The organism is Uniformispora flossi (assembly GCF_049534875.1).
Taxonomy (GTDB): domain Bacteria; phylum Actinomycetota; class Actinomycetes; order Streptomycetales; family Streptomycetaceae; genus Yinghuangia; species Yinghuangia aomiensis.
On record NZ_JBMULZ010000019.1, the window covers coordinates 1 to 23,983 of the forward strand.

Annotated in this window: 23 protein-coding genes; 9 read left to right on the top strand and 14 right to left on the bottom strand. The window is 73.1% G+C overall.

The window, feature by feature from the left end; genetic code table 11:
* The first annotated feature begins 103 nt into the window (after positions 1-103).
* Positions 104-295: a DsbA family protein gene (locus tag ACPA54_RS31275; RefSeq protein ID WP_423534784.1), complete on the top strand. Its 192-nt coding sequence runs from the start codon at positions 104-106 to the stop codon at positions 293-295.
* Positions 296-309: 14 nt separating this feature from the next.
* On the opposite strand, the gene ACPA54_RS31280 is transcribed toward ACPA54_RS31275, so the two are convergent.
* From ACPA54_RS31280 to ACPA54_RS31290, 3 genes are all read right to left on the bottom strand, one after another.
* Positions 310-765 (bottom strand): DUF6069 family protein, encoded by a 456-nt coding sequence (locus ACPA54_RS31280; RefSeq protein ID WP_423534786.1) that lies wholly within the window; start codon positions 763-765, stop codon positions 310-312.
* Between the two features lie 191 nt (positions 766-956).
* Complete coding sequence (locus tag ACPA54_RS31285; protein WP_423534787.1) at positions 957-1,409, bottom strand: hypothetical protein; 453 nt, start codon at positions 1,407-1,409, stop codon at positions 957-959.
* A 16-nt stretch (positions 1,410-1,425) separates the two neighbouring features.
* Complete coding sequence (locus ACPA54_RS31290; RefSeq protein WP_423534789.1) at positions 1,426-1,878, bottom strand: hypothetical protein; 453 nt, start codon at positions 1,876-1,878, stop codon at positions 1,426-1,428.
* Between the two features lie 307 nt (positions 1,879-2,185).
* Here ACPA54_RS31290 and ACPA54_RS31295 point away from each other — a divergent pair, with 307 nt between their 5' ends.
* Positions 2,186-3,628, top strand: a complete 1,443-nt coding sequence (locus ACPA54_RS31295; protein ID WP_423534791.1) for an SDR family NAD(P)-dependent oxidoreductase — start codon at positions 2,186-2,188, stop codon at positions 3,626-3,628.
* 106 nt (positions 3,629-3,734) lie between these two features.
* Here ACPA54_RS31295 and ACPA54_RS31300 read toward each other — a convergent pair whose 3' ends face one another.
* Positions 3,735-4,340: a PadR family transcriptional regulator gene (locus ACPA54_RS31300; RefSeq protein ID WP_423534793.1), complete on the bottom strand. Its 606-nt coding sequence runs from the start codon at positions 4,338-4,340 to the stop codon at positions 3,735-3,737.
* 338 nt (positions 4,341-4,678) lie between these two features.
* On the opposite strand from ACPA54_RS31300, the gene ACPA54_RS31305 reads away from it, so the two are divergent.
* The 4 genes from ACPA54_RS31305 (at position 4,679) to ACPA54_RS31320 (ending at position 7,593) form a co-directional block, all read left to right on the top strand.
* Positions 4,679-4,909, top strand: coding sequence for a hypothetical protein (locus tag ACPA54_RS31305; RefSeq protein WP_423534795.1), 231 nt, complete (start codon positions 4,679-4,681; stop codon positions 4,907-4,909).
* 10 nt (positions 4,910-4,919) lie between these two features.
* Positions 4,920-5,843: an LLM class F420-dependent oxidoreductase gene (locus ACPA54_RS31310; RefSeq protein ID WP_423534797.1), complete on the top strand. Its 924-nt coding sequence runs from the start codon at positions 4,920-4,922 to the stop codon at positions 5,841-5,843.
* A 180-nt stretch (positions 5,844-6,023) separates the two neighbouring features.
* Positions 6,024-6,632, top strand: a complete 609-nt coding sequence (locus ACPA54_RS31315) for a cysteine hydrolase family protein (protein ID WP_423534799.1) — start codon at positions 6,024-6,026, stop codon at positions 6,630-6,632.
* Positions 6,633-6,666: 34 nt separating this feature from the next.
* Positions 6,667-7,593, top strand: a complete 927-nt coding sequence (locus ACPA54_RS31320) for a GlxA family transcriptional regulator (RefSeq protein WP_423534801.1) — start codon at positions 6,667-6,669, stop codon at positions 7,591-7,593.
* Between the two features lie 3 nt (positions 7,594-7,596).
* On the opposite strand, the gene ACPA54_RS31325 is transcribed toward ACPA54_RS31320, so the two are convergent.
* From ACPA54_RS31325 to ACPA54_RS31335, 3 genes are all read right to left on the bottom strand, one after another.
* Entirely contained in the window at positions 7,597-8,832 is a 1,236-nt protein-coding gene (locus ACPA54_RS31325) for a pyridoxal phosphate-dependent aminotransferase (RefSeq protein ID WP_423534803.1), read from the bottom strand.
* Between the two features lie 196 nt (positions 8,833-9,028).
* Positions 9,029-9,829: an SDR family NAD(P)-dependent oxidoreductase gene (locus tag ACPA54_RS31330; RefSeq protein WP_423534805.1), complete on the bottom strand. Its 801-nt coding sequence runs from the start codon at positions 9,827-9,829 to the stop codon at positions 9,029-9,031.
* Positions 9,830-9,968: 139 nt separating this feature from the next.
* On the bottom strand, positions 9,969-10,466 hold the full coding sequence (locus ACPA54_RS31335) for a nuclear transport factor 2 family protein (RefSeq protein WP_423534806.1): 498 nt from the start codon (positions 10,464-10,466) through the stop codon (positions 9,969-9,971).
* A gap of 107 nt (positions 10,467-10,573) precedes the next feature.
* Here ACPA54_RS31335 and ACPA54_RS31340 point away from each other — a divergent pair, with 107 nt between their 5' ends.
* Complete coding sequence (locus ACPA54_RS31340) at positions 10,574-11,128, top strand: GNAT family N-acetyltransferase (protein ID WP_423534808.1); 555 nt, start codon at positions 10,574-10,576, stop codon at positions 11,126-11,128.
* Positions 11,129-11,131: 3 nt separating this feature from the next.
* Here the strand turns inward: ACPA54_RS31340 and ACPA54_RS31345 are convergent, their stop codons facing one another.
* Positions 11,132-11,929 (bottom strand): PhzF family phenazine biosynthesis protein, encoded by a 798-nt coding sequence (locus ACPA54_RS31345; protein ID WP_423534810.1) that lies wholly within the window; start codon positions 11,927-11,929, stop codon positions 11,132-11,134.
* A gap of 264 nt (positions 11,930-12,193) precedes the next feature.
* Between ACPA54_RS31345 and ACPA54_RS31350 the strand changes: the two genes are divergently transcribed.
* Positions 12,194-13,042, top strand: a complete 849-nt coding sequence (locus tag ACPA54_RS31350) for an amidohydrolase family protein (RefSeq protein WP_423534811.1) — start codon at positions 12,194-12,196, stop codon at positions 13,040-13,042.
* Positions 13,043-13,093: 51 nt separating this feature from the next.
* On the opposite strand, the gene ACPA54_RS31355 is transcribed toward ACPA54_RS31350, so the two are convergent.
* Positions 13,094-13,585: a hypothetical protein gene (locus ACPA54_RS31355; RefSeq protein ID WP_423534812.1), complete on the bottom strand. Its 492-nt coding sequence runs from the start codon at positions 13,583-13,585 to the stop codon at positions 13,094-13,096.
* A gap of 171 nt (positions 13,586-13,756) precedes the next feature.
* On the opposite strand from ACPA54_RS31355, the gene ACPA54_RS31360 reads away from it, so the two are divergent.
* Complete coding sequence (locus ACPA54_RS31360) at positions 13,757-14,854, top strand: tyrosine-type recombinase/integrase (protein ID WP_423534814.1); 1,098 nt, start codon at positions 13,757-13,759, stop codon at positions 14,852-14,854.
* 48 nt (positions 14,855-14,902) lie between these two features.
* On the opposite strand, the gene ACPA54_RS31365 is transcribed toward ACPA54_RS31360, so the two are convergent.
* Genes ACPA54_RS31365 through ACPA54_RS31385 form a run of 5 tightly spaced genes read right to left on the bottom strand, consistent with a single transcriptional unit; the run spans position 14,903 to position 23,600 of the window.
* Positions 14,903-15,703 (bottom strand): CPBP family intramembrane glutamic endopeptidase, encoded by an 801-nt coding sequence (locus tag ACPA54_RS31365; RefSeq protein ID WP_423534816.1) that lies wholly within the window; start codon positions 15,701-15,703, stop codon positions 14,903-14,905.
* 24 nt (positions 15,704-15,727) lie between these two features.
* Complete coding sequence (locus ACPA54_RS31370; protein ID WP_423534818.1) at positions 15,728-17,326, bottom strand: vWA domain-containing protein; 1,599 nt, start codon at positions 17,324-17,326, stop codon at positions 15,728-15,730.
* A 45-nt stretch (positions 17,327-17,371) separates the two neighbouring features.
* Positions 17,372-20,341 carry a hypothetical protein gene (locus ACPA54_RS31375; protein ID WP_423534820.1) on the bottom strand — a complete coding sequence of 990 codons (2,970 nt, stop codon included), beginning with the start codon at positions 20,339-20,341 and terminating at the stop codon, positions 17,372-17,374.
* The gene (locus ACPA54_RS31380; RefSeq protein ID WP_423534821.1) at positions 20,338-21,462 is read right to left on the bottom strand and encodes a hypothetical protein; all 1,125 of its coding nucleotides are present in this window, start codon (positions 21,460-21,462) and stop codon (positions 20,338-20,340) included. Before ACPA54_RS31380 ends, ACPA54_RS31375 begins: the two co-directional genes overlap by 4 nt.
* Positions 21,459-23,600 carry a hypothetical protein gene (locus tag ACPA54_RS31385; protein ID WP_423534823.1) on the bottom strand — a complete coding sequence of 714 codons (2,142 nt, stop codon included), beginning with the start codon at positions 23,598-23,600 and terminating at the stop codon, positions 21,459-21,461. The genes ACPA54_RS31380 and ACPA54_RS31385 overlap by 4 nt, the downstream gene beginning before the upstream one ends.
* Between the last annotated feature and the right edge of the window lie 383 nt (positions 23,601-23,983).

A 23,983-nucleotide genomic window follows, 5' to 3' on the forward strand; every position in this document is an offset into this window, starting at 1 on the left:
CTACGAACGCAAGCCCGAACACTTCCTCGCCTTCACCGCCATCGCCTGCACCCTCATTTGCTATCGCAGACTCACCAAATGAGATGACGTCTTAGCCGCGGACATGGACGGCGCCGCGGCGTCCGCCGCCGTGGACCGGGACGCCGCCGACGCGCAGAACGCGGGCGCGGAGATGACGCCGACATTCGTGATCAACGGCAAGAAGCTCGTGGGCGCACTGCCGAAGGAGCAGTTCTACGAGGAGATCGACAGCGCTGCGCGCCTGGCCCGCAGCGGCGCCCGGCTGCCGTACTGAGCCGCGGGTCGGGCTCAGCGGCGGCGCCCCAGGTGGCGGGCTACCGGCGGGACCACGACCGCAGCGACCGCGACGTGGGCCAGTGCCAACACCACACGCGTCTCCGCGGCCGCGTAGGCGGGCAGGAACGGGAGGACGAGCGAGACCGCGGCGACCGCCCCCGCGGCGACGGCGTACGTCCGGCCCGGGCGGGTCGCCCAACGAGCCACGGCAAGCGCGAAGAGGAATCCCGCGGCGGCGAACATCGCGGTGAAGCCGACGAAGCCGCCGACGGGGATCGCCTCCGCTTCCGCCTTCGACGTGCCCATGTCCAGCGAAACCCCGGCCGCCCGCACGATCGCCTCGTACACCCCGGCAACCGCGATTCCGGCGAGCGACGCGGCGCCCGCAACCTGCCACGCAGGTCGGGCCGCCGCATCGAAGCGCGCCGAAGTACCTTTCACCGTCTGGCTGTTGGTCGCGACTGCCATGTCATCCTCCGCGTGTTCAGGCCGTGTCTGTGCTGTCGCAGGTTCAGACGGTCGCCGCGGAAGAAACTCATCGCTCCGAGGCGAGAAAGTTTGGAGCCGAAGCGCCGTGTTCCTCGGAGGCGTGGACGATATGGGCCTAGGCATGCGGAGACCGCGTGCCTGTTCCCGAGCCACGGACGGAATCGGCGCGGCTAACTCAGCGTCCCGGGGTTCACCGGCAGCACCGGCGGGCACGGCACCGCCCGCACGGTGAAGCGTTCGGGCGGCTGCGGCCTGGCTGGTATGTCGTAGGCGAAGCAGCGGAAGACGGTGGAGTGGCCGAAGGTCGTCGTGCGGCGTTCCTCGGCTTTGACGATGCCGGTGATGCCGCCCGGGGCGCGGTTCAGGGTGAGGACGCGGATCTTCTCCTCCCAGAAGTCGACGCGCAGGGTGTCGCCCAGCGGTGAGGCCCCGGCGTCGATCTGGCCGGCGACGACGGTCGCCCAATGGCGGGCGTGTTCGAGGGCGAGCTGCTCGGTGCGTTTCAGATCGCGCCGTTGTTCGAACTTGAGCGTGACGACGACTCCGCCGACCACCAGTCCGACGACCAGTACGCCGACGACGAGCAACGAGAGGCAGCTGAACCGCGGTGTCCCCCTGGCCATGCGCAGCCCGCCCGGGTCACTCGGCGCTTATGGCGCGGCGCAGGGCGGCGTCGTGCTCGTCCGCCACCGGGTCGGCGGGGTCGGCGATGTAGACGGCGACGGCGTAGGCATCGTCGTCGTCGGCCAGCCGTTCGCGGACGGTGCGCCACGCGGCGACGTTGGGGTGCGGGACGTCGGTGCAGGCCAGGGCGGGGGTCATCGCGGCGATGGCCTCGTCGAGGAGTTCGGGGCCGATCTCGTAGGTGGCGGTGCCGCCGGGGTGGCCGCAGAGCACGGCGAGGGCGACTGCCGGGAGCGGGCCGGTGCCGTCGTTGGTGTGCGGGAACGCGGTGCAGGCCGGGCCGCCGCTGCGGGTCGCGACGCCGAGCGCCCACTGCGCGGGCGGCCGCCAGCCGGGGATGCGGGCGGCGAAGCGTTCGCGGGCGACGGCAAGTTCCTCGAGGGTGCCCCATTGTTCGTCGGTGGCCATGCGCGCGCTCCCTTGTGATCAGGTCGACGACGAGTCCCGACCGTACCGTGCGGGAAATCCGTGTGCCGGGGTGGTGGCCGCGCGGCTACCGTGGCGGAGCGCCGCGGTCTCCGCGCGGCCGTAGGAATCCCGAAGGGAGGCAAGGCCCGTGCGTCACGCAGGTGCGGAAGCACGTAGTGCGGCGGATCGTCCCGCGGCAGCCGAGCCGTAGGTCCCGACCGTCCCAGCATCGACCCGTATCCAGGGGAGCGCCGCAATGTCCGACCTCACGACGGCACCCTTGGAGGTGCCGCATGCTGTGAATTCCATGTCCGTCGACTCCTCCGACTCTCCCGACTCTTCCGACTCGTCGGGCAGCGGGGCTCCGGCCCGTCCCGACCCGGCGGCGTTGGATTCCTCCCTCGCGTTTCTGGCCGCGCTCGACGGCCTGGCGCCGGACGACCCGGCGCGCATCCGCATCGAGCAGGCGCTCGCCGCGTTCACCAAGTCCGGCCGCAAGCGCCGCCGCGACGCGCAGCGAAAGGCCCGGGCCGAGGCCCGCGCCGGAATCTTCGCGCGGACCGCGACCGGCGCCCGCGACCGGGTCGACGATCTGCCGCTCGACGACGACGCCTTCCCGGCCGGACCGATCGGCACCGTGCCAGGACTGCGCTGCTATGTGTGCAAGGCGCCGTATGCCGAGGTCGACGGGTTCTACCACGCGATGTGCCCGGGCTGCGCCCGCGAGAACCGGGCGCGGCGGCAAGCTCGAACCGACCTGACCGGCCGCCGGGCCCTGGTCACCGGCGGCCGGGTCAAGATCGGTTTCGAACTCGTCCTCAAGCTGCTGCGCGACGGCGCCGAGGTCGTGGTGACGTCGCGTTTCCCGCACGACACGCGCTGCCGGTTCGCCGCGGTGCCGGACTACCGGGTGTGGCGCGACCGGCTGTCGATCGCCGCACTGGACCTGCGCGACCCCGGGCGACTGCTCGCATGGTGCGACGAACTCGTCGACGAGGGACGCCCGTTGGACATCCTGGTCAACAACGCGGCGCAGACGGTGCGGCGGGCGCCGGAGGCGTACGCTCCGCTGCTCGCCGCCGAGCGGGCCGCGCTCGGTGCGGCGGCGTTCGAGCCGGTCACCGCGCTGCCGGGCGGGGCCGCGACGGCGTCGCCTGCGGGGGCGTCGCTCGCGGGGATGTCCCTCGCGGGGGCGTCGCTCGCCGGGATGCCGCTCGCGCTGCCGCTGGACCCGAGCGGACTGGTGCCCGACACGGCGCCGGTCAATTCGTGGACGCGGCGCGTGCACGAGATCGACCCGGTGGAACTGCTGGAGGTCCAACTGGTCAACGTCACGGCGCCGTTCCTGCTGGTGAGCAGGCTGCTGCCGCTCATGCTGCGGTCGCCGCGGCCGCGCCGGTACATCGTCAACGTGTCGGCGGTGGAAGGCCAGTTCGGCCGCCGCTACAAGGCGCCGGGGCATCCGCACACCAATATGGCCAAGGCCGCGCTGAACATGCTGACGCGCACGAGCGCGGCGGACCTGGCCGGGCAGGGCGTCTACATGACGAGCGTGGACACCGGCTGGATCACCGACGAGAAACCGTTGGCGGACCGCGAGCGGGTGTTCCGGGCGGGCTTCCGGACGCCGCTGGACATCGTCGACGGCGCGGCCCGGATCTACGACCCGGTGGTGCGCGGCGAGCAGGACCCGGGGGCGGAGCCGCTGTCCGGGTGCTTCCTCAAGGACTATGCGGTGGCGCCGTGGTGACCGGCGCAGCCGTCGGATAGCCACCGGTGGTGCGCCGGGCGTCGCCCTTTTCGGGGGAACGTCCGGCGCACCCGCGCGTCCGCCGCCGCGGCGGCCGGGGCGCGCATTACTCGGCTTCGGCGAGGATCAGGTACAGCCGCTTGCGCGTGTCGGCCATGACCTCCAGCGCCTTGGTGCGCTGGTCTTCGTTGCCGGTGGCCATGACCTGCCGGAGCGCGTCGTTGACCTGGAAGACGGCGCTGCGCAGCTCGTGGAAGGCGGCGTGGTCGAAGCCTTCGCTGACCTCGTCCCACGGGGTGGTGCCTTCGGGCTGGCGGCCGACCTCTTCGCGGCCGGTGTCGGTCAGCGAGAAGAGCTTCTTGCCGCCGGACTCCTCACCCGCGATGACGCCCTCGTCCTCGAGGAGCTGGAGCGTCGGGTAGACCGAGCCGGGGCTGGGCTTCCACACGCCCTGCGTGCGCTCGCCGATCTCGCGGATCATCTCGTAGCCGTGCATGGGCCGCTCGGCCAGCAGGGCCAGGATCGAGGCGCGGACATCGCCGCGCCGGGCGCGGCCACGGCCGCGTCCCCGGCCGCCGTGCGGACGGCCGAAGGGGCCGCCGCGGCCGAAGTCCGGGCCGCCGAAGCCGCGCGGATCCGGGCCCCAGGGGCCGAAGGCGGGACGGCGGGACTCTCGTTCGCCCCGTCCGGGGCGGTGCTTGTTGCCGTACATGGTGGTTCTCCTTCAGTGGATGTGGTGGCGCCGGCCTCTGCCGGTGCTATCGCGATCCCTTCGCGATGGCTCAACGATATATCGGAACCGGCTCGCGATGCAACAACAAGAATCGGCCAGCTTGTCAAGGCCTCCGTACGCCGACCCGCAAAGCGCATGAACTCGGCCGCGCCGCAGGGGCGTTGACCGCCGGAACCCGGGTACATAACGGGCAAGTACGGCGCATTGCCGGATACGCCATAGGATCGACCGGTCGCGGCGGGTAATCGTCGTCCGGTCAACCGGTGACCGCCCGCGACGGCGACCGAAACGCCGCGGAGTCGCGAGGGAGAAACGCTGTGTGGTGGGCCTGGCTGGGAATCGGCGTCGCGGCTTATGCAGTGCTGCTCGGTGCGGTGATCGCGGTCCTGCGCGCGGCCAAGTCCCGGCACGCCGCCGAACGCGCCCACGACGCGGCGCACCGGGAGGAACAAGCGCAGCGGACCGGGCAAGCGGACGAGGCGGACCCCGCCCCGCACCCCGAATACGTGGCGCTCCCCACTCCTGACGGATCGTCAGATAGCTGCTAGCTTTCGCTTCATGTTCCTCTCCCTTGGGCTCCCCACCCACCTCGTCGACGCCGGGCCGGATCTGATCGGCGCCGAAGCGGTCATGACGATGGCGAAGGCCGCCGAGGCGGCCGGGTTCGACGCGGTGTTCACCACCGACCACCCCTTCCCGGGCGACAAGTGGCTGGCGCACGGCGGGCACCACACCGTGGACCCGATGGTCACGCTGTCGTTCGCGGCGGCGGCGACCAGCACGCTGCGGCTGCACACGAACCTGTTCGTGCCCGCGTACCGGAACCCGTTCCTGTCCGCGAAGATGATCTCCTCGCTGGACGTCATGTCCGGCGGCCGCGTGATCCTCGGCGTGGGCGCGGGCTACCTGGAGCCGGAGTTCGCCGCGCTCGGCGCGGACTTCGCGAACCGCAACGACTACCTCGACGAGGCGCTGCGCGCCATGCGGGCGGCGTGGACGGGCGAGAGCGTCACCTTCCAGGGCTCCGGCTACGCCGCCGAGGGCAACACGATGCTGCCGAAGCCCGTGCAGCCGCGGATCCCGGTGTGGGTGGGCGGCAACAGCAAGCGGGCGATCCGCCGCGTCGTCGACCTGGGCGACGGCTGGCTGCCGATGCCGGCGCCCGCCAAAGCCTCGAAGAGCCTCAAGACGCCGGGCATCGAGACGCTGGACGACCTGCGGGCCCGCCTCGACTACGCGCGCGAGTACGCCGAGTCCGTCGGCCGCACCGACCCGATCGACGTCATCTTCATGCCGCGCGGCCTGAGCATGTTCTCGGGTGCCGGCATCGACGCGGACGCCGTCGTCGAGGACCTCGCCGAGCAGGCCACCGCGGGCGTCACCGGCGTGACCATCGCGCTGCCCGCCACGACCCGCGCCGAGTTCCTCGAGCAGGCCGCGCTGTTCGGCGAGCGGATCGTGCCGCGCGTCAAGAAGCTCTGAACCCGGCGCTCCCGCCTCACCCGCGGGAGCGTCGGCGACGGCGGGCGGCTAGGGCGTGTCTGCGCCGGTGCCGCCCGCCGCGGACCTCATGGGCACGCCCGTACCCGCTGACCGGATCGGTCCGGTCGGGGACCCGATGCGGCCTGGCTGCCCGCCCGCCGCGGCGGCCAGGCTGGACGCATGACCCGAGCCTTGATCGTCATCGACGTCCAGGAGTCCTTCCGCGCGATCGCCCCGCTGTGGGAGACCATCTCCAACCCCAAGATCGCCGACGAGGTGCGCCGCCTGGTGCGCATCGCCCGCGACCGCGGCGACCTGGTCGTGTGGGTGCTGCACACCGAGCCCGGCGACGGCAGCCCGTTCGACCCCGCGTCCGGGCACGTCCGGGTGCTCGACGAACTCGACCGCGCCGACACCGAGCCGCTGATCCACAAGACCAGCCACAACGCGTTCACCAGCACCAACCTGCAGCAGCTCCTCACCCTGCGGCAGGTCCACGACCTGGTGGTGTGCGGCATCCGCACCGAACAGTGCGTCGAGACGACCGCGCGCGTCGCGAGCGACCTCGGCTACCGCGTCACCGTCGCCATCGACGCGACCGCCACCAACCCCATCCCGCACCGCGACCTGCCCGAGGACATCTCCCCCGCCGACCTCCTCGCCGACCCGCGGACCCTGCAGGCCGCGGACGTCATCCGGCGCACCGAATACGCCCTCGCCGGCCGGTTCGCCGAGATCCGCACCGTCGCCGAGCTGGAGACCGAACACACCGCAGCCGCCGCCGGATGACCCCGCCCGCGGCGTACGGCAGGATGGCCGGATCGTGACGACCGTCGCCTTCTTCCTGATGCCCGGCGTACACCTCCTGGACCTCGCCGGGCCCGCACAGGTGTTCTCCACCGCGGCCGACTTCGGACAGCCGTACGACCTCGCCTACGTCGCCGAATCGCCCACCGTGGTCAGCGGCCAAGGCCTGCCGCTGACCGCGGACACCGCATGGCCGCCGCTGGGGCCCGACGACCTCGTCGTCGTCCCCGGCTGGCGCGCCCCCACCGTGGACGCCGTCCTCGGCACCCCGGTCGGCGACCCGGTCCTGGCGGCGCTGCGCGGCCACCACGCCCGCGGCGGCACCGTCGCCAGCGTCTGCGCCGGAGCGGAAGTCCTCGGCCGCGCCGGACTCCTCGACGGACGCCGCTGCACCACGCACCACGACGTCCAGGAAGACCTCGCACGCCGCTGCCCGCGCACCACCGTCGTCCGCGACGTCCTGTTCACTTCCGACGACCGGATCGTCACCTCCGCGGGCATCGCCAGCGGCATCGACCTCGCCCTGCACCTGGTCGCCGTCCGGCACGGGCCCGCGTTCGCCGCCCGCGTGGCCCGCGACATGGTCGTGTACGCCCGCCGCAACGGCCACGAACCCCAGACGTCCGCGATGCTGCGGCACCGCTCGCACCTGGACGACGTCGTGCACCGCGTGCAGAACCTCCTCGACGAACGCTTCGCGGAAGCCCTGCCGCTCACCGACCTCGCCCGCGCCGCCGGCGTCGGCGAACGCACCCTGACCAGGCTGTTCACCCGCGCCACCGGCGGCCTCACCCCGCTCCGCTACCAGCAGGCCCTACGCCTGGAACGCGCCGAGCACCTGATCGCGCACGGCAGCACGGTGGAGGCCGCCGCACGGGCGGTCGGGTTCGAGGACCCGCGGATGCTGCGGCGGCTGCGGGCGCGGGCCGTAACCACCGTTTGACGGCTACTGCCGGTAGGAGCCCAGGAACTTGCCGATGCGGGTGATCGCGTCGTCCAGGTCGTCGACATGCGGCAGCGTGACGATGCGGAAGTGGTCCGGCGTCGGCCAGTTGAAGCCCGTCCCCTGCACCACCAGGATGCGCTCCTGCAGCAGCAGGTCGAGGACGAACTTCTCGTCGTCGACCAGCGGGCACACCTCCGGGTCGATACGCGGGAAGGCGTACAGCGCGCCGCGTGGCTTCACACAGGAGATGCCGGGGATGGCTGTGAGGAGTTCGTAGGCCTTGTCGCGTTGTGCGCGCAGGCGCCCGCCGGGGAGGACGAGTTCGCGGATGCTCTGGTGGCCGCCCAGTGCCGTCGCGATGGCGTGCTGCGCGGGGACGTTCGCGCACAGCCGCATGTTGGCCAGGATGTTGAGGCCTTCGATGTAGTCGGCGGCGTGCGTCTTCGGACCGGACAGCATGAGCCAGCCGGAGCGGAAGCCCGCGACGCGGTAGGCCTTGGACAGGCCGTTGAACGTCAGGCACAGCAGGTCGGGGGCCAAGGACGCCAGGGGGATGTGCTCCGCGTCGTCGTACAGGATCTTGTCGTAGATCTCGTCGGCGAGGAGCAGCAGCTGGTGCTTCCGCGCAAGCTCGACCAGGCCTTGCAGGAGTTCGCGCGAGTAGACCGCGCCGGTCGGGTTGTTCGGGTTGATGACGACGATCGCGCGGGTGCGGTCGGTGATCTTCGCGGCGATGTCGTCGAGGTCGGGGAACCAGTCGGCGGTCTCGTCGCACAGGTAGTGCACGGGAGTACCGCCGGACAGCGACACGGAGGCCGTCCACAGCGGGTAGTCGGGGGCGGGCACGAGGACCTCGTCCCCGTCGTCGAGCAGCGCCTGGAGGGCCATGACGATCAGCTCGGACACGCCGTTGCCGAGGTAGACGTCCTCGACGTCGACACCGTGGATGCCGCGCTCCTGGTAGTGCTGCACGACCGCGCGGCGGGCGTGGAACAGGCCCTTCGAGTCGCAGTACCCCTGCGCGGACGGCAGGCCGAGGATGATGTCGTGGAGGATCTCGCCGGGCGCCTCGAAACCGAACGGGGCCGGGTTGCCGATGTTCAGCTTGAGGATCCGGTGGCCCTCGTCCTCCATCCGCTTGGCCTCGTCGAGGACCGGTCCGCGGATGTCGTAGCAGACCCCGGCGAGCTTCGCCGACTGTCGGATCTGACGGTACGGCAGTTCCTGCGTGCTCACCGGTGGTTCCTCCCGAGGCGGAGCGGGTCGCGCGCGCGGCCGGACGCGCCGGGGCCGCGTGCGCGCGTACCGGGCGAGTCTTCCATGCCGGGACGTATCGCGCCTCCCCGGCACGGGTCGGTGGCGGCGGGTGCTGCGTCGACGGGCGTCGGGTCAGCGGCTGCCGGGTCGGCGGGTGCCGGGGAGGTGCGGGGCGTCAGCGGCGGCGGAGCTGGGCGAGGAACGCGTTCGGGTCGGTGTTCTTCGCCTTGGCGGTCGCCGCGTCGCGCTCGGTGGCGTAGGTGATGAACACCTCGGTGCCGAGGCAGTCCAGCAGCGCGGCGGCGACCTGCTCGGGCGTGGCCGCGGTGGCGGGGTCGACGGGGAACGGCGGGTCGTTGCCCTCGCGTTCCGTGGAGAACTCGGTGAGCGTGGTGCCGGGCACGAACAGGTGCGCGGCGACGCCGGTACCGCCGAGTTCGAGGTGCAGCGCCTCGGTCCACAGCTCGACGGCGGCCTTCGACGCCGCGTAGGCGCCCACGCCGTAACTGAACATGTGCACGCCCATGCTGGACAGGTTGACGATGTGGCCGTCGCCGCGTTCCAGCATCGCGGGCAGGAGCGCGGCGGTGAGGCGCACCGGCGCCTCGAAGTTGACGGCCATGACCTCGTGCAGGTCGTCGGGCGTCAGCGAGGCGGCCTTGCGGCGCTTGGGGATGCCGGCGTTGTTGACGAGGACGTCGACGGCGCCGCCGAGTTCCTCGACGGCACGGGCGGCGAACGCGTCGATGTCGTCGAGCCGGGCGAGGTCGACGGTGAGCGCGACCGAGTCCGGCGTGTAGGCGCGGCACTGCTCCAGCACCGCGGCGAGGCGGTCGGCGCGACGGGCGGCAAGGCCCACGGTCGCACCTTCGCGGGCGAACGCGAGCGCCGTCGCCGCGCCGATGCCGGACGAGGCGCCGGTGACCAGGACGCGCCTGCCTTCGAACCGTCCCACGCGTTCGCGTCGTGCCGTCATCGTTATCGCCCTTTGCCGTGCGTGCCGCGGCCCGGCCGTCATCGCGCACATGTTCGTTCGCGCGCGTGTTCGACCGACATGCCTCCGATCTGACGGATCATGGAGGGCCGAGGCGCCGGAATCAAGAGCTGACGCGCCGTCAGTCCCCCGCCGCGGCGAGCGACCCCGGCGCCAGGTGATGCGGGAACGCGAACACCTCGGCACGGCCGGTCGTGCGGGCCAGGGACTGGTAGCGGCGGTGCACGAAGCGCCACCGGCCGTCGGCGCGGCGGTACTGGTCGTGGTAGACGCCGAACGCGTTCGTCCAGCGGCCGCTCTCGCGATCCTGCCGCAGCTCGCAGATGTACAGGCGGCCTTCGGCGGCATCGGGGTCACCGCCGACCGAGGTCTCGACCACGGTGTTCAGGGGGACGAACTGGAAGAACTCGAAGCGCTCGATGGCACCGGAGATGAAGCCGGACACACCGTCGGGGCCGTGCAGACGCAGGGGCTCGCCTACACCGGTGTCGACGACGACAAGGGCGTCGGGGGCGAAGATCCGGTGGAACTCGGGCCAGGCGCGGCGGGAGACGGTGTCGGCATAGTCGGCTTGCAGGCGGGTGACGGCGATGTAGTCGGCCGTGGAGTCGGTCGTCATGGGGCCTCCTTGATCGGGTTGATCGGGAGGCAACAGCAGAGCGGAGATGGCGTGGAGGATCAAGAGGAACCCCGGTGAACGGCCGACGACGTGGCAGGATTCCGGGCATGACCGCCGTCCCGCCGATTTTCCCCGCCGCGCCCGTCCGCGTGGAAGGCCTAGGCCTCGTCCTCCGCCAGTGGACCGAAGACGACCTCGACGCCATGGTCGCCGTCTTCGACAACCCCGAAGCCGACCGCTTCACGCCGATCGTCTCGCCGTTCGACCGCCAAGCCGCCGCCGACCGGCTGACCCGCTCGCGCGCCGACCAAGCCGCCGGGCGGCGGATCTGCCTGGCGATCACCGAGGACGACGGCGTGCCGATGGGCGAGGTGCTGATCTTCCGCGACGAAGCCCGGGCCGCCGGTGCCGAAATCGGCTACGGGATCGGCCCGCAGTTCCGGGGCCGCGGTCTCGCGTCGCGTTCGGTGCGGCTCATGATCACGTTCGGCTACGACACCATCGGCGTCGACCGCCTCGTCCTGCGCATAGACGAACACAACGAGGCCAGCCACGCCGTCGCCCGTGCCACCGGCTTCGCCCCCGACGGCGAGAAGCCCGTGCTGGAAACCGTCAAGGGCCGCGAAAAGCGCCTCGGCACGTGGGTGCACCGGCGCAGCTGACCCTCACACCCCGAGTTCCCCGCTCAGCACCGACACCGCCTGCCCGATCAACGCCACCCGTTCGCCGTGCAGTTCGACGACGACGGTGCCGCCACGCGCGGACACCTGCCGCCCGACCACCCGCGTCCGGCCGACCCGCGGCGCCCAGTACGGCCCCAGCGCACAGTGCGTCGAGCCCGTCACCGGGTCTTCGGGCACACCCACCGCGGGCCCGAACACGCGCGACACGAAGTCGATCCCGGGCTCGTCGCCGGCCGCGGTGACCGCCACACACCGGTAGGGCAGCCGCGCGACGGCATCCAGGTCCGGCGCGAGCTTCCGCACCACGTCCGCCGACTCGGCCTCGACGAGCAGGTCCCCACCCGCCGCGGCCACCGTCACCACACCGGCGCCGAGGATCTCCGGCAGTCCCACCGGCGCCTCGGTCTGCCGCGGCGGGATCGCCGGGAAGTCCAGACCGATCCCGTCCGGCATCCGGCGTGCGGAGAGAATCCCGCTGCGCGTCGCAAAGCGGGCCACCGGCCCCTCGAAGCCCTCCGACGCGAACAGAACGTGCGCACTCGCCAACGTCGCGTGCCCGCACAGGTCGACCTCGGTCGTCGGCGTGAACCACCGCAGATCGAAGTCCGCCTCGTCCCGCCCGCTCGGCACGAGGAACGCGGTCTCCGCATGCCGCATTTCGGCCGCCACGGACTGCATCCAGGCGGCATCGGCGGCGTGCTCGGGGTCGGGGAGGCAGACACCGGCGGGGTTGCCGGTGAAAGGACGGTCGGTGAAGGCGTCCACGACGTAAATGCGCATGGGGGCAAGGTAGCCGCTGGGGCACCCCCGAGGCAGCCGCCTTTCGTTGGGCTCCGCGAAAACGCCCGGCGGCAGCGACCTGAGCGCCACAGTGGGGGCTCCGGGAGCCGCTGTGGCCGTCCATCCACGCCATGCTCCAGCACACCGCCGCCGCACTCGAGCCGGCAGCCGCCGCACTCGAGCGCGACAGCGGCAACACCCCCCAACCCCCCAACCCCCCGACGAGCCCTTCACCTCCCCACCCCCCGCTGTTACCGTCCGCCCGTGACCGCCTCGATCGACACCATCGACACCCACGTCCACGTCGTCTCCCCCGACACCGCCCGGTACCCGCGCACCCAGGGCACCGGGGACGGCGCCGACTACTGGTCCGACGGCACCGCGACGGCCGAGCACGTCCTCGGCGTCCAGCAGGCCGCGGGCGTGGACAGGTGCGTGCTCGTGCAAGGGGTCGGCGCCTACGGCTACGACTGCCGCTACGTCCTCGACGCCGCGGCCGCGCATCCCGACCGGACCCGCGCCGTGGTCGCCGTCGACCCCGCGGACCCGGCCGCGCCCGAGCACCTCACGCAGCTCCTCGAAAGCGAACACATCTGCGGTGTCCGCCTCTTCGCCGTCTCCGGCGGGCCCGGACGCCCCACCCCCGCGTGGATCGACGCACCCCACACCGCGCACCTGTTCGACGTCGCCGCGGCGGCCGGCATCACCCTGGTCCTCACCGCGTTCGCCGCCGACCTCGGCCGGTTCGCCCCCGCGATCGTCGCCCGCCCCGGCCTCACCGTCGCCCTCGACCACGCCGGCTTCCCCGACCCGGCGGCGGGCGACGCCGGACTCCGACCGGTGCTCGCCCTCGCCGAACTCGCGAACGTGCACCTCAAGATCAGCACGCACCTCTTCACGTCGTACGCGCCGCACGACCCCGCCGACGTGGTCGACCGCCTCGCCGGCACCTTCGGCGACGACCGCCTCCTCTGGGGCTCCGACCACCCCCAGACCCGCACCCCCGACTACCCCGGCATGGTCACCCTCGCCCGGCACGCCCTGCGCCGCCGCCCGGCCGCCGGCCAAGCGGCGATTCTCGGCGGCAACGCCGAGCGCCTGTGGTGGAGTTGAGCCGGGCCGACACACGGCGAAGCCCGACCGGCGGCACTACAACGCCCGGCCTCACGTGCAGGCCGGCACCTGCTCGGCAACCACGCCGCCCGTATCCACCTGCGCCACCGGCACATACCCCTGCTTGCCCTGCACGATGATCCGCGCCCACGTCGGGTCCGGCTTCCCGCTGGTGTACTGCGTCTGTCCCTGGACGGTGCACTCAACCATCACCCGCGTGCCGTGATCGGCGCTCAGCACCGTGCGCCCGCGGATCTCCGGCTGCCGGTAGACCGCCATCGCGACCCGCGACTTCACCGTGCCCTCGATCGCGCCGGGTGCCGCTATCGGGGCCTCGTCGGAGGTCGCCGACGGGCTCGCCGAGCCGGACGCCGCGGCGTTGTCCGCGTTGCCGCCGTCCGGCTTGTCCTCGCCGCCGCCCATCTTCACCACGACGACCACCACCACCAGGAAGAAGATCGCCAGCAGCAACGGGGCGAGGAACCGCGGGCGCTGCGCGGGGGCGTCGAGCGGCGCGACCGGGTCGACCGGATCGTTCTGCACGCGGAACCGTTGGCGAAGACCGCCCAGGACCATGGCACCCCCAAAACCGTTCGGGACGGACAGCCGACACGGCCACCCCGTCCGGACTCGTACCCGCCGACCCGGCGTCACACGACCGGTAGCGTGGCACCATCTTCCCGTCCCGGCGAGCGAATCCAGGAGTCCGACCGCGTGGCAGCCCCCGATTACGCCGCAAATCCACTGCCCGCAACGGTGCTTGACACCCCGTCAGACGGAACTCCGGCGACCGGAACTTCAGCAGCCGAAACGTCGACAGCCGAAACATCGACAGGCGGAACGCCGGCAACCGGGACTCCGGCAGACCAGCCGTCCACCGCCCTCGCCCTCCCCGGCCAAACCGCCCCGCGCACCGGGCTCGCCGACCTCCCCGACACTCCCGCCAACCGCATCGCCGTCGGATTCCTGCTCTCCCACCACGGCAACACCCGCACCGCGTACACCCGCGACCTCGCCGACTACGGAGCCTGGTGCGCCGAGATCGGCATCGAGATCCTCGACGCCCGCCGCGTCCACGTGGACGCCTACGTCGAGCACCTCAGCCGCTCCGGCGCCGCCCCCTCCACCGTCGTGCGGCGGCTCTCCGCGGTCTCCGGGTTCTATGCCTACGCCGTCGACGAAGGCCTGATCGACCGCAACCCGGCCGCCCGCGTCCGCCGTCCGAAAGTCGGTGAGAACGTCCAGTCGACCGGCCTGTCCCGGGCCGAGGCGGGGCGGCTGCTGGCCGCCGCGGAAGCGCATTCGCCGCGCGCCGCCGTGGTGGCGAACCTGCTGCTGTTCTGCGGGCTGCGGGTGTCCGAGCTGTGCCATGCGGAGGTCGGCGACCTGGGCTGGGAACGCGGGCACCGGGTACTCACCGTCACCCGCAAGGGCGGCAAGCGGCAGCGCATGGTCGTCCCGCCGCGCGCCGGCGAGCTGATCGACACGTACCTCGACGGCCGCACCGACGGCCCGCTGGTCGCGACCGTGACCGGCCGCCCGCTCGACCGGCAGGGCGTGTGGCGGCTGCTGCGCACGCTCGCCACCACCGCCGTGCCGCACCTCGCGGACAGCCTCCACCCGCACGACCTGCGGCACGCCTGCGCGACGCTCGCGCTCGACGCGGGCGCGTCCCTGCGCGACGTCCAGGACCTCCTCGGCCACGCGGACAGCCGCACGACCCGCCGCTACGACCGGGCCCGGCACAACCTCGACCGCTCCCCCACCTACGCCCTGGCGGGCCTCATCGACACCCCGGACCCCCGCGACTGAGCCCGCACCCGCATCGTCAAGGCCCCGCACGACCGGGGAGCCGGCACCTCACGGCGTAGGCAGCCAACTCACCTTCCCCGCCAGCAGCACGTACCCCACGAACGCCACCGTGTCGATCAGCGCGTGCGCGAGGAGCAGCGGCATGACGCGGCCCCACCGCTTGTAGAGCCAGCAGAAGATCAGCCCCATCGCCAGGTTGCCGAAGAACCCGCCGATGCCCTGGTACAGGTGGTACGACCCGCGCAGCACCGAACTCGCCAGCGCCGCCTTGGGGAACGACCACCCGAACTGCCGGAGCCGGTGCAGCAGGTAGCCGAGGACGATGATCTCCTCGACGGCCGCGTTCTGGAACGCGGACAGCACCAGGACGGGGATGCGCCACCACACGTCGGGCAGCGTCGTCGGCACCACGGTGAGGTTGGCGCCGGCGCCGCGGGCGGCGAGGTAGAGGCCGAGGCCGGTGCCGCCGATGGCCGCGGCGACGGCGGCGCCGCGGCCGAGGTCGAGCCACTTGTGCCGGGTGTCGACGCCGAGGTCGCGGATGGATTCGCCGTCGCGGGTCATGAAGTGCGCGACGAGGAAGATCGGCACGAGCGCGGTGGCGATGCCGAACAGCTGCCAGGCCAGGTCGAGCCACGGCCGGCCGGGCGCGGCGGACCGGTTGAGGACGGCGGCCTGGTGGGCGAGCCCGCCGGGCCGGGTGACGGAGCCGACGAAGGAGATCAGCGAGGACAGCGCCGACGCGCCGAGGGACAGCGCGAGGACGAGGATCACTTCGTCGCGCAGGATGCGGCGGCGCGGCGGCGGGGCTGCCGCGGCGGCCGGGCGCGGCGGGTCTTCGGCGATCACCGGGACAATCTATAAGCGGCGCCGCTACCCCGTCCCCGGTCCCCCGCCCGTCGGCCGCGTCCACTTCCGGTGCTGCACGTCCAGCCCCGCGACCACGCCCTTGCCGCCCTCGGCCATCCGGATGCCGCCGACGTTGCCGCCCCGCGAGCATTGGATCCGCAGGGTCCGGCCGCGGCGTCCGAAGCCTTGGCCGCCGCGGACCGAGATCCAGCCCGGGTCCTGGATCCGGGACAGCGGGGTGCGGGCGACGGAGCGTTCGCCGTCGACGCCGACGACCATCGAGTAGGTGCCGTCGTACGACCAGACGTCGAGTTCGCCGTGCATCTTGCGCGGGACCACGTACAGGGTGCCGCCGACGGCGAGGATCAGGGCGGCGATGATGACGATGACGATTCCGGCGGTCATCCAGGAGGCCCGTTCGGTGGTTTCCTCGCCGGTGAGTTTCACGGGCGGTGACGGCGGCACGTTGGTGATGTCGGTCGCCAGCGCGAGCGGCCGGTTGAGGTACTGGGTGACCGCGGGGCCCAGCGGCGAGTCGACGGTGCCGGTGACCCGCGGGCGGACTTCCACGGTCGAGGTGCCGCCGCCGAGCCCGGTGCGCGTGCGGGCGGCGGACATGGTGACGTTGATGCGCACCGGGGGCGCTTTCGGGTCGACGATCACCGGGTCGGCGGGCAGTCCGGAGACTTGGGCGCCCGACACGGCGAGGTTCGACACCCGTACGGGGACGCGCGCGGTCGTCGCCTTCAGTTCCAGTACGAGCGGCACGTTCGACGACACGTCGAAGGTGCCGTCGAGGGTGTCGGGGACGATCCAGCGTGCTTCGACGCCCTTGCCCTTCTCTGCGTCGACCGCCGCGGCGCCCTGCTTGGCCCGGGCCTGCCCGGCCCATTCCTGGAGCGGGCCGGAGAGTTCGGGGACGGTTTTGGCGTGCCCGGCGGGGATGGACGACAGCACGGTGCTGATGGCCTTGTAGACGACATCGGCGCCTTGTTCGAAGTCGACGCCGAACCCGGCGATGTCGCGCTGCGCGCCGATCTTGTCGAAACGCGCGCGCAGGGCCTTCCATTCGGGCGTGCTCGGGTCGATCTTGGCGTACGGCTGTCCGGCGGGGACGTCTTCCCTGGCGTCGGACAGCAGGACGACGCCGACCGGTCGCGGCGGATTGTCCAGCGGCGTCTTGTCGATGAGGTCGGCGGCGGAGGCCAGGGCGAGGCCGAGGTTGGTGCCGCCCGGGTCGTCGACGGAGAGGCCGTCGAGGAGTGATTTCGCTTCGGCGGCCTGGACGAACTTCTTCTGCGTGCCGGGTTGGACGGCGAAGCTGATGAAGCCGACCCGGTCGACGGACCGCATGCCGTCGATGAGCTTCTTCACTTCGGTGCGGACGGCGGTGTCGTAGCCGGCGTCGCCCATGGAGAGGGACTGGTCGACGAGGACGAGGTAGTCGACGCCGACGTCGCCGATGCCGAGCGCGGTCAGCAGGTCCTCGCGGCTGCCGGGCGCCGCGGGGCCGGCCGCGGCGTGCGCGGTGCCGACCGGGGCGGCGAAGAGCAGCGCGGCGGCGAGCGCGGCGATGGCGGCGCGCAGGCGGCGCGGGCGCGGCCGTCGGGCGGGTGACTTCACGCGGGCTCCCAGGGGACGGGCTCCGGACGGGGCGAGGTGCGTGGTTCAGGACCGGTGGTGCGGCGGTTTCGGGGCCGTGGAAGTGGCGTCTGGGGCGAGGTCTCGCGGGGCCGCGGCCGGCGCGGTGGCGGCGTGGTCCCGGTGGTCCGGGGCCGGCGGCGATCCGTTGTCGGACCCGTCGTCGGACAGCAGCAGGACGGCGACGGCGATGACGCCGATCAGGATGACGACCAAGGCGACGAGGATGCGGGTGACGAGGGTTTCGCGCTCCATCTTCCAGCGCACCGTGGCGCCTTGCTGCACGTGGGGCAGGCTCGGCCGCCCGCCCCCGCGGAACGGGCCGCGGCCGCCGTGGGTCCGGTTCTCGTCGGCCGGTGCGGCGCCCGGCGCGGGGTTCCCCGGGCCGGAGCCGGCGGGGAGCGCCCGGGTGTCCGCCGTCGAGGCGGGCGCCGGAAGGTTCCCCGAGGCTTCGGGTGGTGCGGGCGGTCCGGGTGGTGCGGGCGGTCCGGGCGGCGGTGCCGCGTTCTTGCGGCGACGGCCCTTCCGGCCCGGCGGGGCGGCCGGGGCCGCCGCGCCGCCTTGCGGGGCCGGCTGGGCGGGCGGGGGCTGGAACTTGCTTTTGCGGATGGCCCGCCGGTGCTGCCGGGCGTGCTTGGCCTCGGCGGCGAGCGCTTCGCCGAACTGCAGGCGGCGACGCTCGGCTTCCGGTGCGCCCCAGGCGCCCTGGGTGACGGCGAGGCGGAGGCTGTCGACGGCTTCGCGCGCCTGCGCGCCGTCGACGCGTCGGGCGACGAGGCCGCCGTACAGGGCGTCGAAGACGGCCACCGCGGGGACTTGGCTCTTGCGCAGCCAGTCGCCGACGGCGGCCAGCATGGGTTTGCGGTCGGTGCCGCCGACGACGGCGACGCCCGCGCGGGACGGCGCGCCGCACAGGCTGTCGGCCCACAGGTCGACGACTTCGCGCAGCGACAGGCCGCCTTGCCGGACCCGGGTGAGGGTGCGGCTCTGCTCCAGCGACGGGTCGTACTGGATGAGGGCGTGCCACCAGGTGTCGTCGAGGATCTGGGTGTCGTACAGGCCCGGGTTCTCCAGCGCGCCGCCCACCGCCCCGGCGATCGCGGCCGCGGTGGAGTCCCCGCATTCGAGCGCGAACGTGCGCAGCAGGAGGCGGCTTTCCCGGCTGACCGGGCCCGCGCCCGGGTTCAGGACGAGTCCGGTCCAGGCGGCCGCCCAGCGCGGGAACGCGACGCGGTCGTGCACGTGGCGGTCGCGGACCGCGTCCAGGTAGCGCTCGACGGACAGCCGCCGCTGCTCGGCGCCGTGCGGCAGGTAGCCGCCGACGACGAGGAGCAGGTCGATGCGGACCGCCGTGTCCGGGTCGGCGATGTGCCGCCGGGTGAGGGCGGCGAACAGGCGCGCCTGGTACTGCTCGTTCCCGGCGGTCTCGGTGAAGGTGGGCCAGAACGCGCTGACGACGCGGTTGAACTCCTCGCCGTTTTCGGTGAGGTCGGCGACGGCGATGGCGTCGCCGGGGGTGGGCAGGCTGCCGGTGGCGTGCCGGGAGCCGAGGATCCGGTAGGGGCGCAGCCAGACCGGCACCGACGCGTTGTCCGGGTCGAGGACCGCCAGCCACTGCCGCCGGTCCTCGGATTCGTACGCGAGGAGCGCGCCCGCGACGACTTTCTCCTGCCACAGGAAGTCGCGGACGGCCTCCAGGCGGCGCGCGCGGGCGGGGCCGATGCGGCGCAGCATGCGGACCATCCGCTCCGGCGGTGCCCCGTCGGCGCCCATGCCGGTGAGGAGCACGTAGGCGGCGGCGTTGCCGAGGCCGAGGCGGTCGGCGAGGGCCCAGATGCGGGCGTCGCGGTCGGGGGTGCCGGGGTCTTCGGGGGCGCCGAGTTCGGCGACGATGGCGGCGACGGCCGCGTCGGCGGCTTTGGCTTTGCGGGTGAAGACCTCGGCGGCGTCGGCGCAGCCGGTGTGGCCGCGGACGGCGGCGGCGAACGCGGCGCCGAGGAGGGCGCGCGTTTCGTCGGGCTTGAGGCGGCCGGGTTCGGCGCCGGCGAGGCGCCGGGCGAGTTCGTCGGCGTTGAGGGTGCCGTTGCGGCTGGCTTCGATGAGCCGGGTGACCCAGTCGAGGTCGCGGACGGCGGTGACGAGGCTGCCGCTCAGGCCGCGGGTCTTGGCCAGGTCGACGGGGGTGCGCATGGCGGCCAGGCGTTCGACGAGGTCGTCGAGGCCGTTGCGCTCCAGGAATGTGGTGACGACGGCGTAGTAGTCGGCGGCGGGCCCCTCGGGCGGGAGCGGCAGGCGGCGGTTGACGGCGAGGCGCCGGGCGCCGGGGATTTCGGCGAAGGACACCCAGGGCTGGGCGCGGGTGTCGGTGCCGGTCCAGGTGTGCGCGGTGAGGTGGGCGCGGACGCCGTAGGGCAGGAGGGCGGTGACGGCGTCGACGATGGCGAGGCGGGTGTGCCGGTCGGCGTTGTCCGCCCCGCCGATGGAGACGGGTCCGGCGAGCATCCAGGCCGCGACGGTGGCCGCCCATTCGATGCCGAGGCCGCGGATCTCCGCGAGGATGTCGGCGCGCGTCGCCGCCGGGTCGGGCAGGCGCACGGACACGGGGGCGCCGGGCACGAGCGGCGCTTCGTCGAGGGCGTCCAGCAGACGGGCCGCGGACAGGCCGGCGGCGGCGGCTTCCGGGTACGGCACGAAGAACACGCGGGCGGAGACGATGGCGCGGTTGAAGCCGTCCTTCTCGCCGCGTGCTTCGACGATCTTGACGACCCACATGGGGCTGCGGTCCTGCCCGCGGGCGGGCGAGACGGTGCACCAGGGCAGGCGTTCGGGGCCGTTGTCGATGCGGTCCGGCGTTCCGGGGAACGTCCGCCACACGACGTTGCTGAGCGCCTTGTACGTGTTCGGTTCGGAACTGCCTTCGAGGACTTCGTAGTCCGAGGTGGATCCGGGGGATTTGCCGAACCACACCCACTGGGCTTCCAGTTCCGCCACCGTCACCGCCTCCGGTCCATCACGGCCGATGTCAGATAGAGCAGCGGTTCGACGACGTTCATCGGTTCGATGACGTCGAGGATCAGCTGGTCGTCGGCTTCCGCGACCACGCGGTGGAAGTCGTCGGGGCCGGGCTGTTCGGGATCGACCCGGCCGACGCCGAGCGAGCTGGTGATGAAGTACTTCACCCGGTTCGGGTGGAAGTTGTTGCGCAGCGCCTGGTCGATGTAGCCGAGGTTGCTCTCCGGGATGGCCCGGGAGATCCAGGTCATGAACGCGGCCGGGTCGGCGATGCGCGGGACACCGGCGTCGTCGGTGTGCACGAAGCCGCCCTGTTTGGCGCGGACGAACACGCGGGGGTCGTCCCATTTCGTCAGGCAGACGGCCAGGTGCTGCGGAAGGCGGCCGTCGACGAGGCTGCCGTCGGCGATGGCGGCGATCCGGAGGTTCTCCATCACGCCGCCGAAGTGCCGGAACGAGTTGCGCTGTTCGAGTTCGCCGATCGGGTCGAGCAGCAGAATGAGGCCGCGACTGTTGACGAGGTGGGTGATCGCCGGGTTCTTGCTGTGTGCGTTCTCGTCGTCGTACGTGCGGCCGGGGGCATCGGTGATCTCCAGCAGGAACGTCTGACTGCGGCCGGGGCCGCGGCGCAGCAGGCCGCGGCGTTTCTCGGTGACGGTGAAGTCCCAGAACTGGTGCGAGATGCCCGCGGTGGCCATCGGGAACGTGCGCTCTTCGGTGAGCATGCGCCGGAAGTTCTGCGCTTCCTTGAGGGCCAGGTTGCTGGCCGGGGTCAGGTTGACCGATACCGCAGGGTGCACGAACTGGTTGACGGCGAACTGCAGCGCGGCGAGGAACGTGGTCTTGCCGGAGCCGGGCGCGCCCCACAGGGACAGCGGGACGACGGCGGTGCCGGTGTACGCGTCGAACGGGACTTCGCGGTGGAGCGCGGGGGCCTCCGTGTCGAAGGGTCCGTCGTAGGTGTCGTACGGCAGGTCGTCCGGCACGTCCTCGGGCAGCAGGGGCCCGCCGCGGGCCGCGAACGGCGGCGGCGCGGACGAGTAGACCGTCTCGTCGTCGTCCGGGTCGGGCGGCGGAGGCGGCGGGTAGGCGTGCGGGTCGGTCATCGGGGGGATCCGCCTCCTCGGAAAGGCAGCGTGCGGCTCGCGGTGTCCACGAGCAGCGGAAGTACCGGTGCGGACGCGGGTGCCGGGCCGGTGAGCAGGGCGGCCCAGACCTGCGGGTCGTCCGGGCCGAAGTGGCCGTCGGCGCCGAACTCTTCGCGGAAGGAGCCGAATTCCCACACCCAGGAACTGCGGTTGCGCCGGTCGGGCTCGGTGTGGCGGTCGTCGACGAGGACGCACCGCAGCCCGTCGCGGCTGCGCAGCGCGGCGAGGTGGGTGCGCCAGTCGAGGCGTTCGGGGCAGGGCATGACGAGGTCGGCGCCGCGCGAGCGGGGGTGCGGGGGCCGGCTGCCGACGGTGACGAGGATCCGCGTGGCGGCGCGCCACCGCCAGGCGGGGTCGGTGCGGTGCGTGTCGAGGTGGTGGACGACTTCTTCGAGCGGGGCCGCGTAGTGGTGCAGGACGGCGGCGGGCTCCCACGCGGCGAGGGCGTCGAGGTGGTCGGCGGGGTCCGCGAACGGGACGGTGCGCAGCGGCGGCACGTGGGTGCCGAGGCCGAAGACGTCCGGGCGGCGGACGCGGCGGCGCGGGTCGTGGTCGGTGTAGCCGGCGAGGGCGAGGCGGAAGCGGCCGGCGCCGTCGTCGAGGCGGGTGAGGCGTTCCGCGAGTTCGGCGGCGAAGTCGAGGCGGCGGCGGACGCGTTCGGGATCTTCGTCGGCGAGTTCGACGGCGCACACGATGTCGGCGTCGAGCCCGCCGCCGAGCACGCGGCGGGTGCCGGCGCCGAACAGGGCGGTGCCGGTGGGGCCGCGGCCGTCGAAGTTCCCGTGGCCGTTCCCGTTCCCGTCACCATTCCCGTCACTGTTCCCGTCGCCACTGCCGTTGCCGTGGCCTGGGAGGATGCCGGGCGGGGCGCCCGGAAGGACGGCGGTGAGCGCGCGGGTCGCGCCGTCGTGGTCGATGCCGACCTCGATGCGCCGGGCGTCGACGAGGCGGACGGTGATCTCGTGGGCGCCGCCGGGGGCCGGGTAGGCGCCGGCCATCAGAACGGGCCAATCGCCGTCCGGGCCGCCGTACGGGTCGACGACGTGCAGCAGTCGCTCGGTGGGTGCGTCGGCGCCGTTGCCGGTGCCGGACGCCGGGAACGCCAGGGCGACGCTCGTGCTGGGGGTGCTGCCGGGGAGGGCGAGGGTGCCGCGCGGGAAGAGTTCGCGGGTGATGACCCGGGTGGTGCGGTGGGCGGTGTCGGCTTCGACGGCGACCAGGGCGTAGGTGTGCCGGGTCGGGATGCCGCCGACGAGGTCGTCGACGAGCCGGTCGAGGGGCGCGGTGCCGTCCGGGACGAGGGTCGCGGACGGCGGGTACTCGGCGGACAGGTGCCGGGCGGCCTGCACGCATATGCGCCAGTGCGGGTCGCGGGAGACGAGGATCCACGCGCTGCCCTCCCCAGGCGTGGTGCGTTCGTGCCGCCACCGTCCGGCCCAGCGGCCGGTCCACGCGCCGAGGGCACGCCCGAACAGCGGGTCGACGGGGGCGGGGCGGCCGTGCCATCCGGTGCCGTCGACGGTGCCGACGCCGCCCGCCAGGACGTAGTCGCCGGTGTCCTCGGCGGCGGGCAGCCAGTCCGGGTGGAGCAGGAGTTCGGGCCAGGGGGTGCGCGGCTCCGCGGCGTCCGGGATGCGCACCGCGCCCGCGGGATCGCGGTCGACCCGGACGGCGGCGGCGCCGTGCCGGGACAGTTCGACGAACCACACCCGGTCGAACTCGCCCGCGGCCAGCGCCACGAGCACCTGGTCGGCGCCGCCGGGAGCGAGCGCACGGGCGCGGGCGTCCTCGGCGCGGATGTCGCGCCACGCGTCGCGTTCCGGTCCCGCACGGCCGTCGCCGCCGCCGCCGTCGCGCGGCGGCGGCAGGTCCGGGAGGCCCGGGAAGCGGGGGAAATGCGGCAGGTCCGGCAGGTCGGTGGTCTCGGGGGTCGGGAGCGTGCGGCCGTCGCGGGCCGGGTCGGGTTCCTCGCGCACCGGCCGGGCGCGGAGTTCGGTCTTGAGGTCGTAGCCGCGGCGGGCCGTGTCGAGGTCGCCGCCGGCCTCCCACGCGCAGAACCGGCAGGCGCCGCGTGCCGGGAACGCGGACAGGCACACCGGGCAGATAGCGGCCGGTACGTCACCCGGCGCACGCCGGTGCCGGGGCGTCACCGCCGCTGCCCGGGTCGTCTCGTGGCGTGCGCCCGCACGCGCGCCCGGGCGCTCCGTGCCCGCGCCGCTTCGATCCTGCCGAATCCGCCCCGCACGGCCGCCACCCCGTCCCCCAGCCGTCGTGGTCCCTGCCCGCCGCGCGGGCGACCGCACCCGGATGTCCACGCGGCGTGACCTGGTGATGAGCCGATGGTAGTGGTTGGCGGCCTTTCCCGGAGGTCATTCCCGCCCGCCGTCGCGAGATCGTGAGGAGGGGTCAAAAGCAGCCAATACCCTTTCGGGAAAGCACGTTTCGGCGCACGGCGGCGGCGCGCCCGCACTCCGGCGAA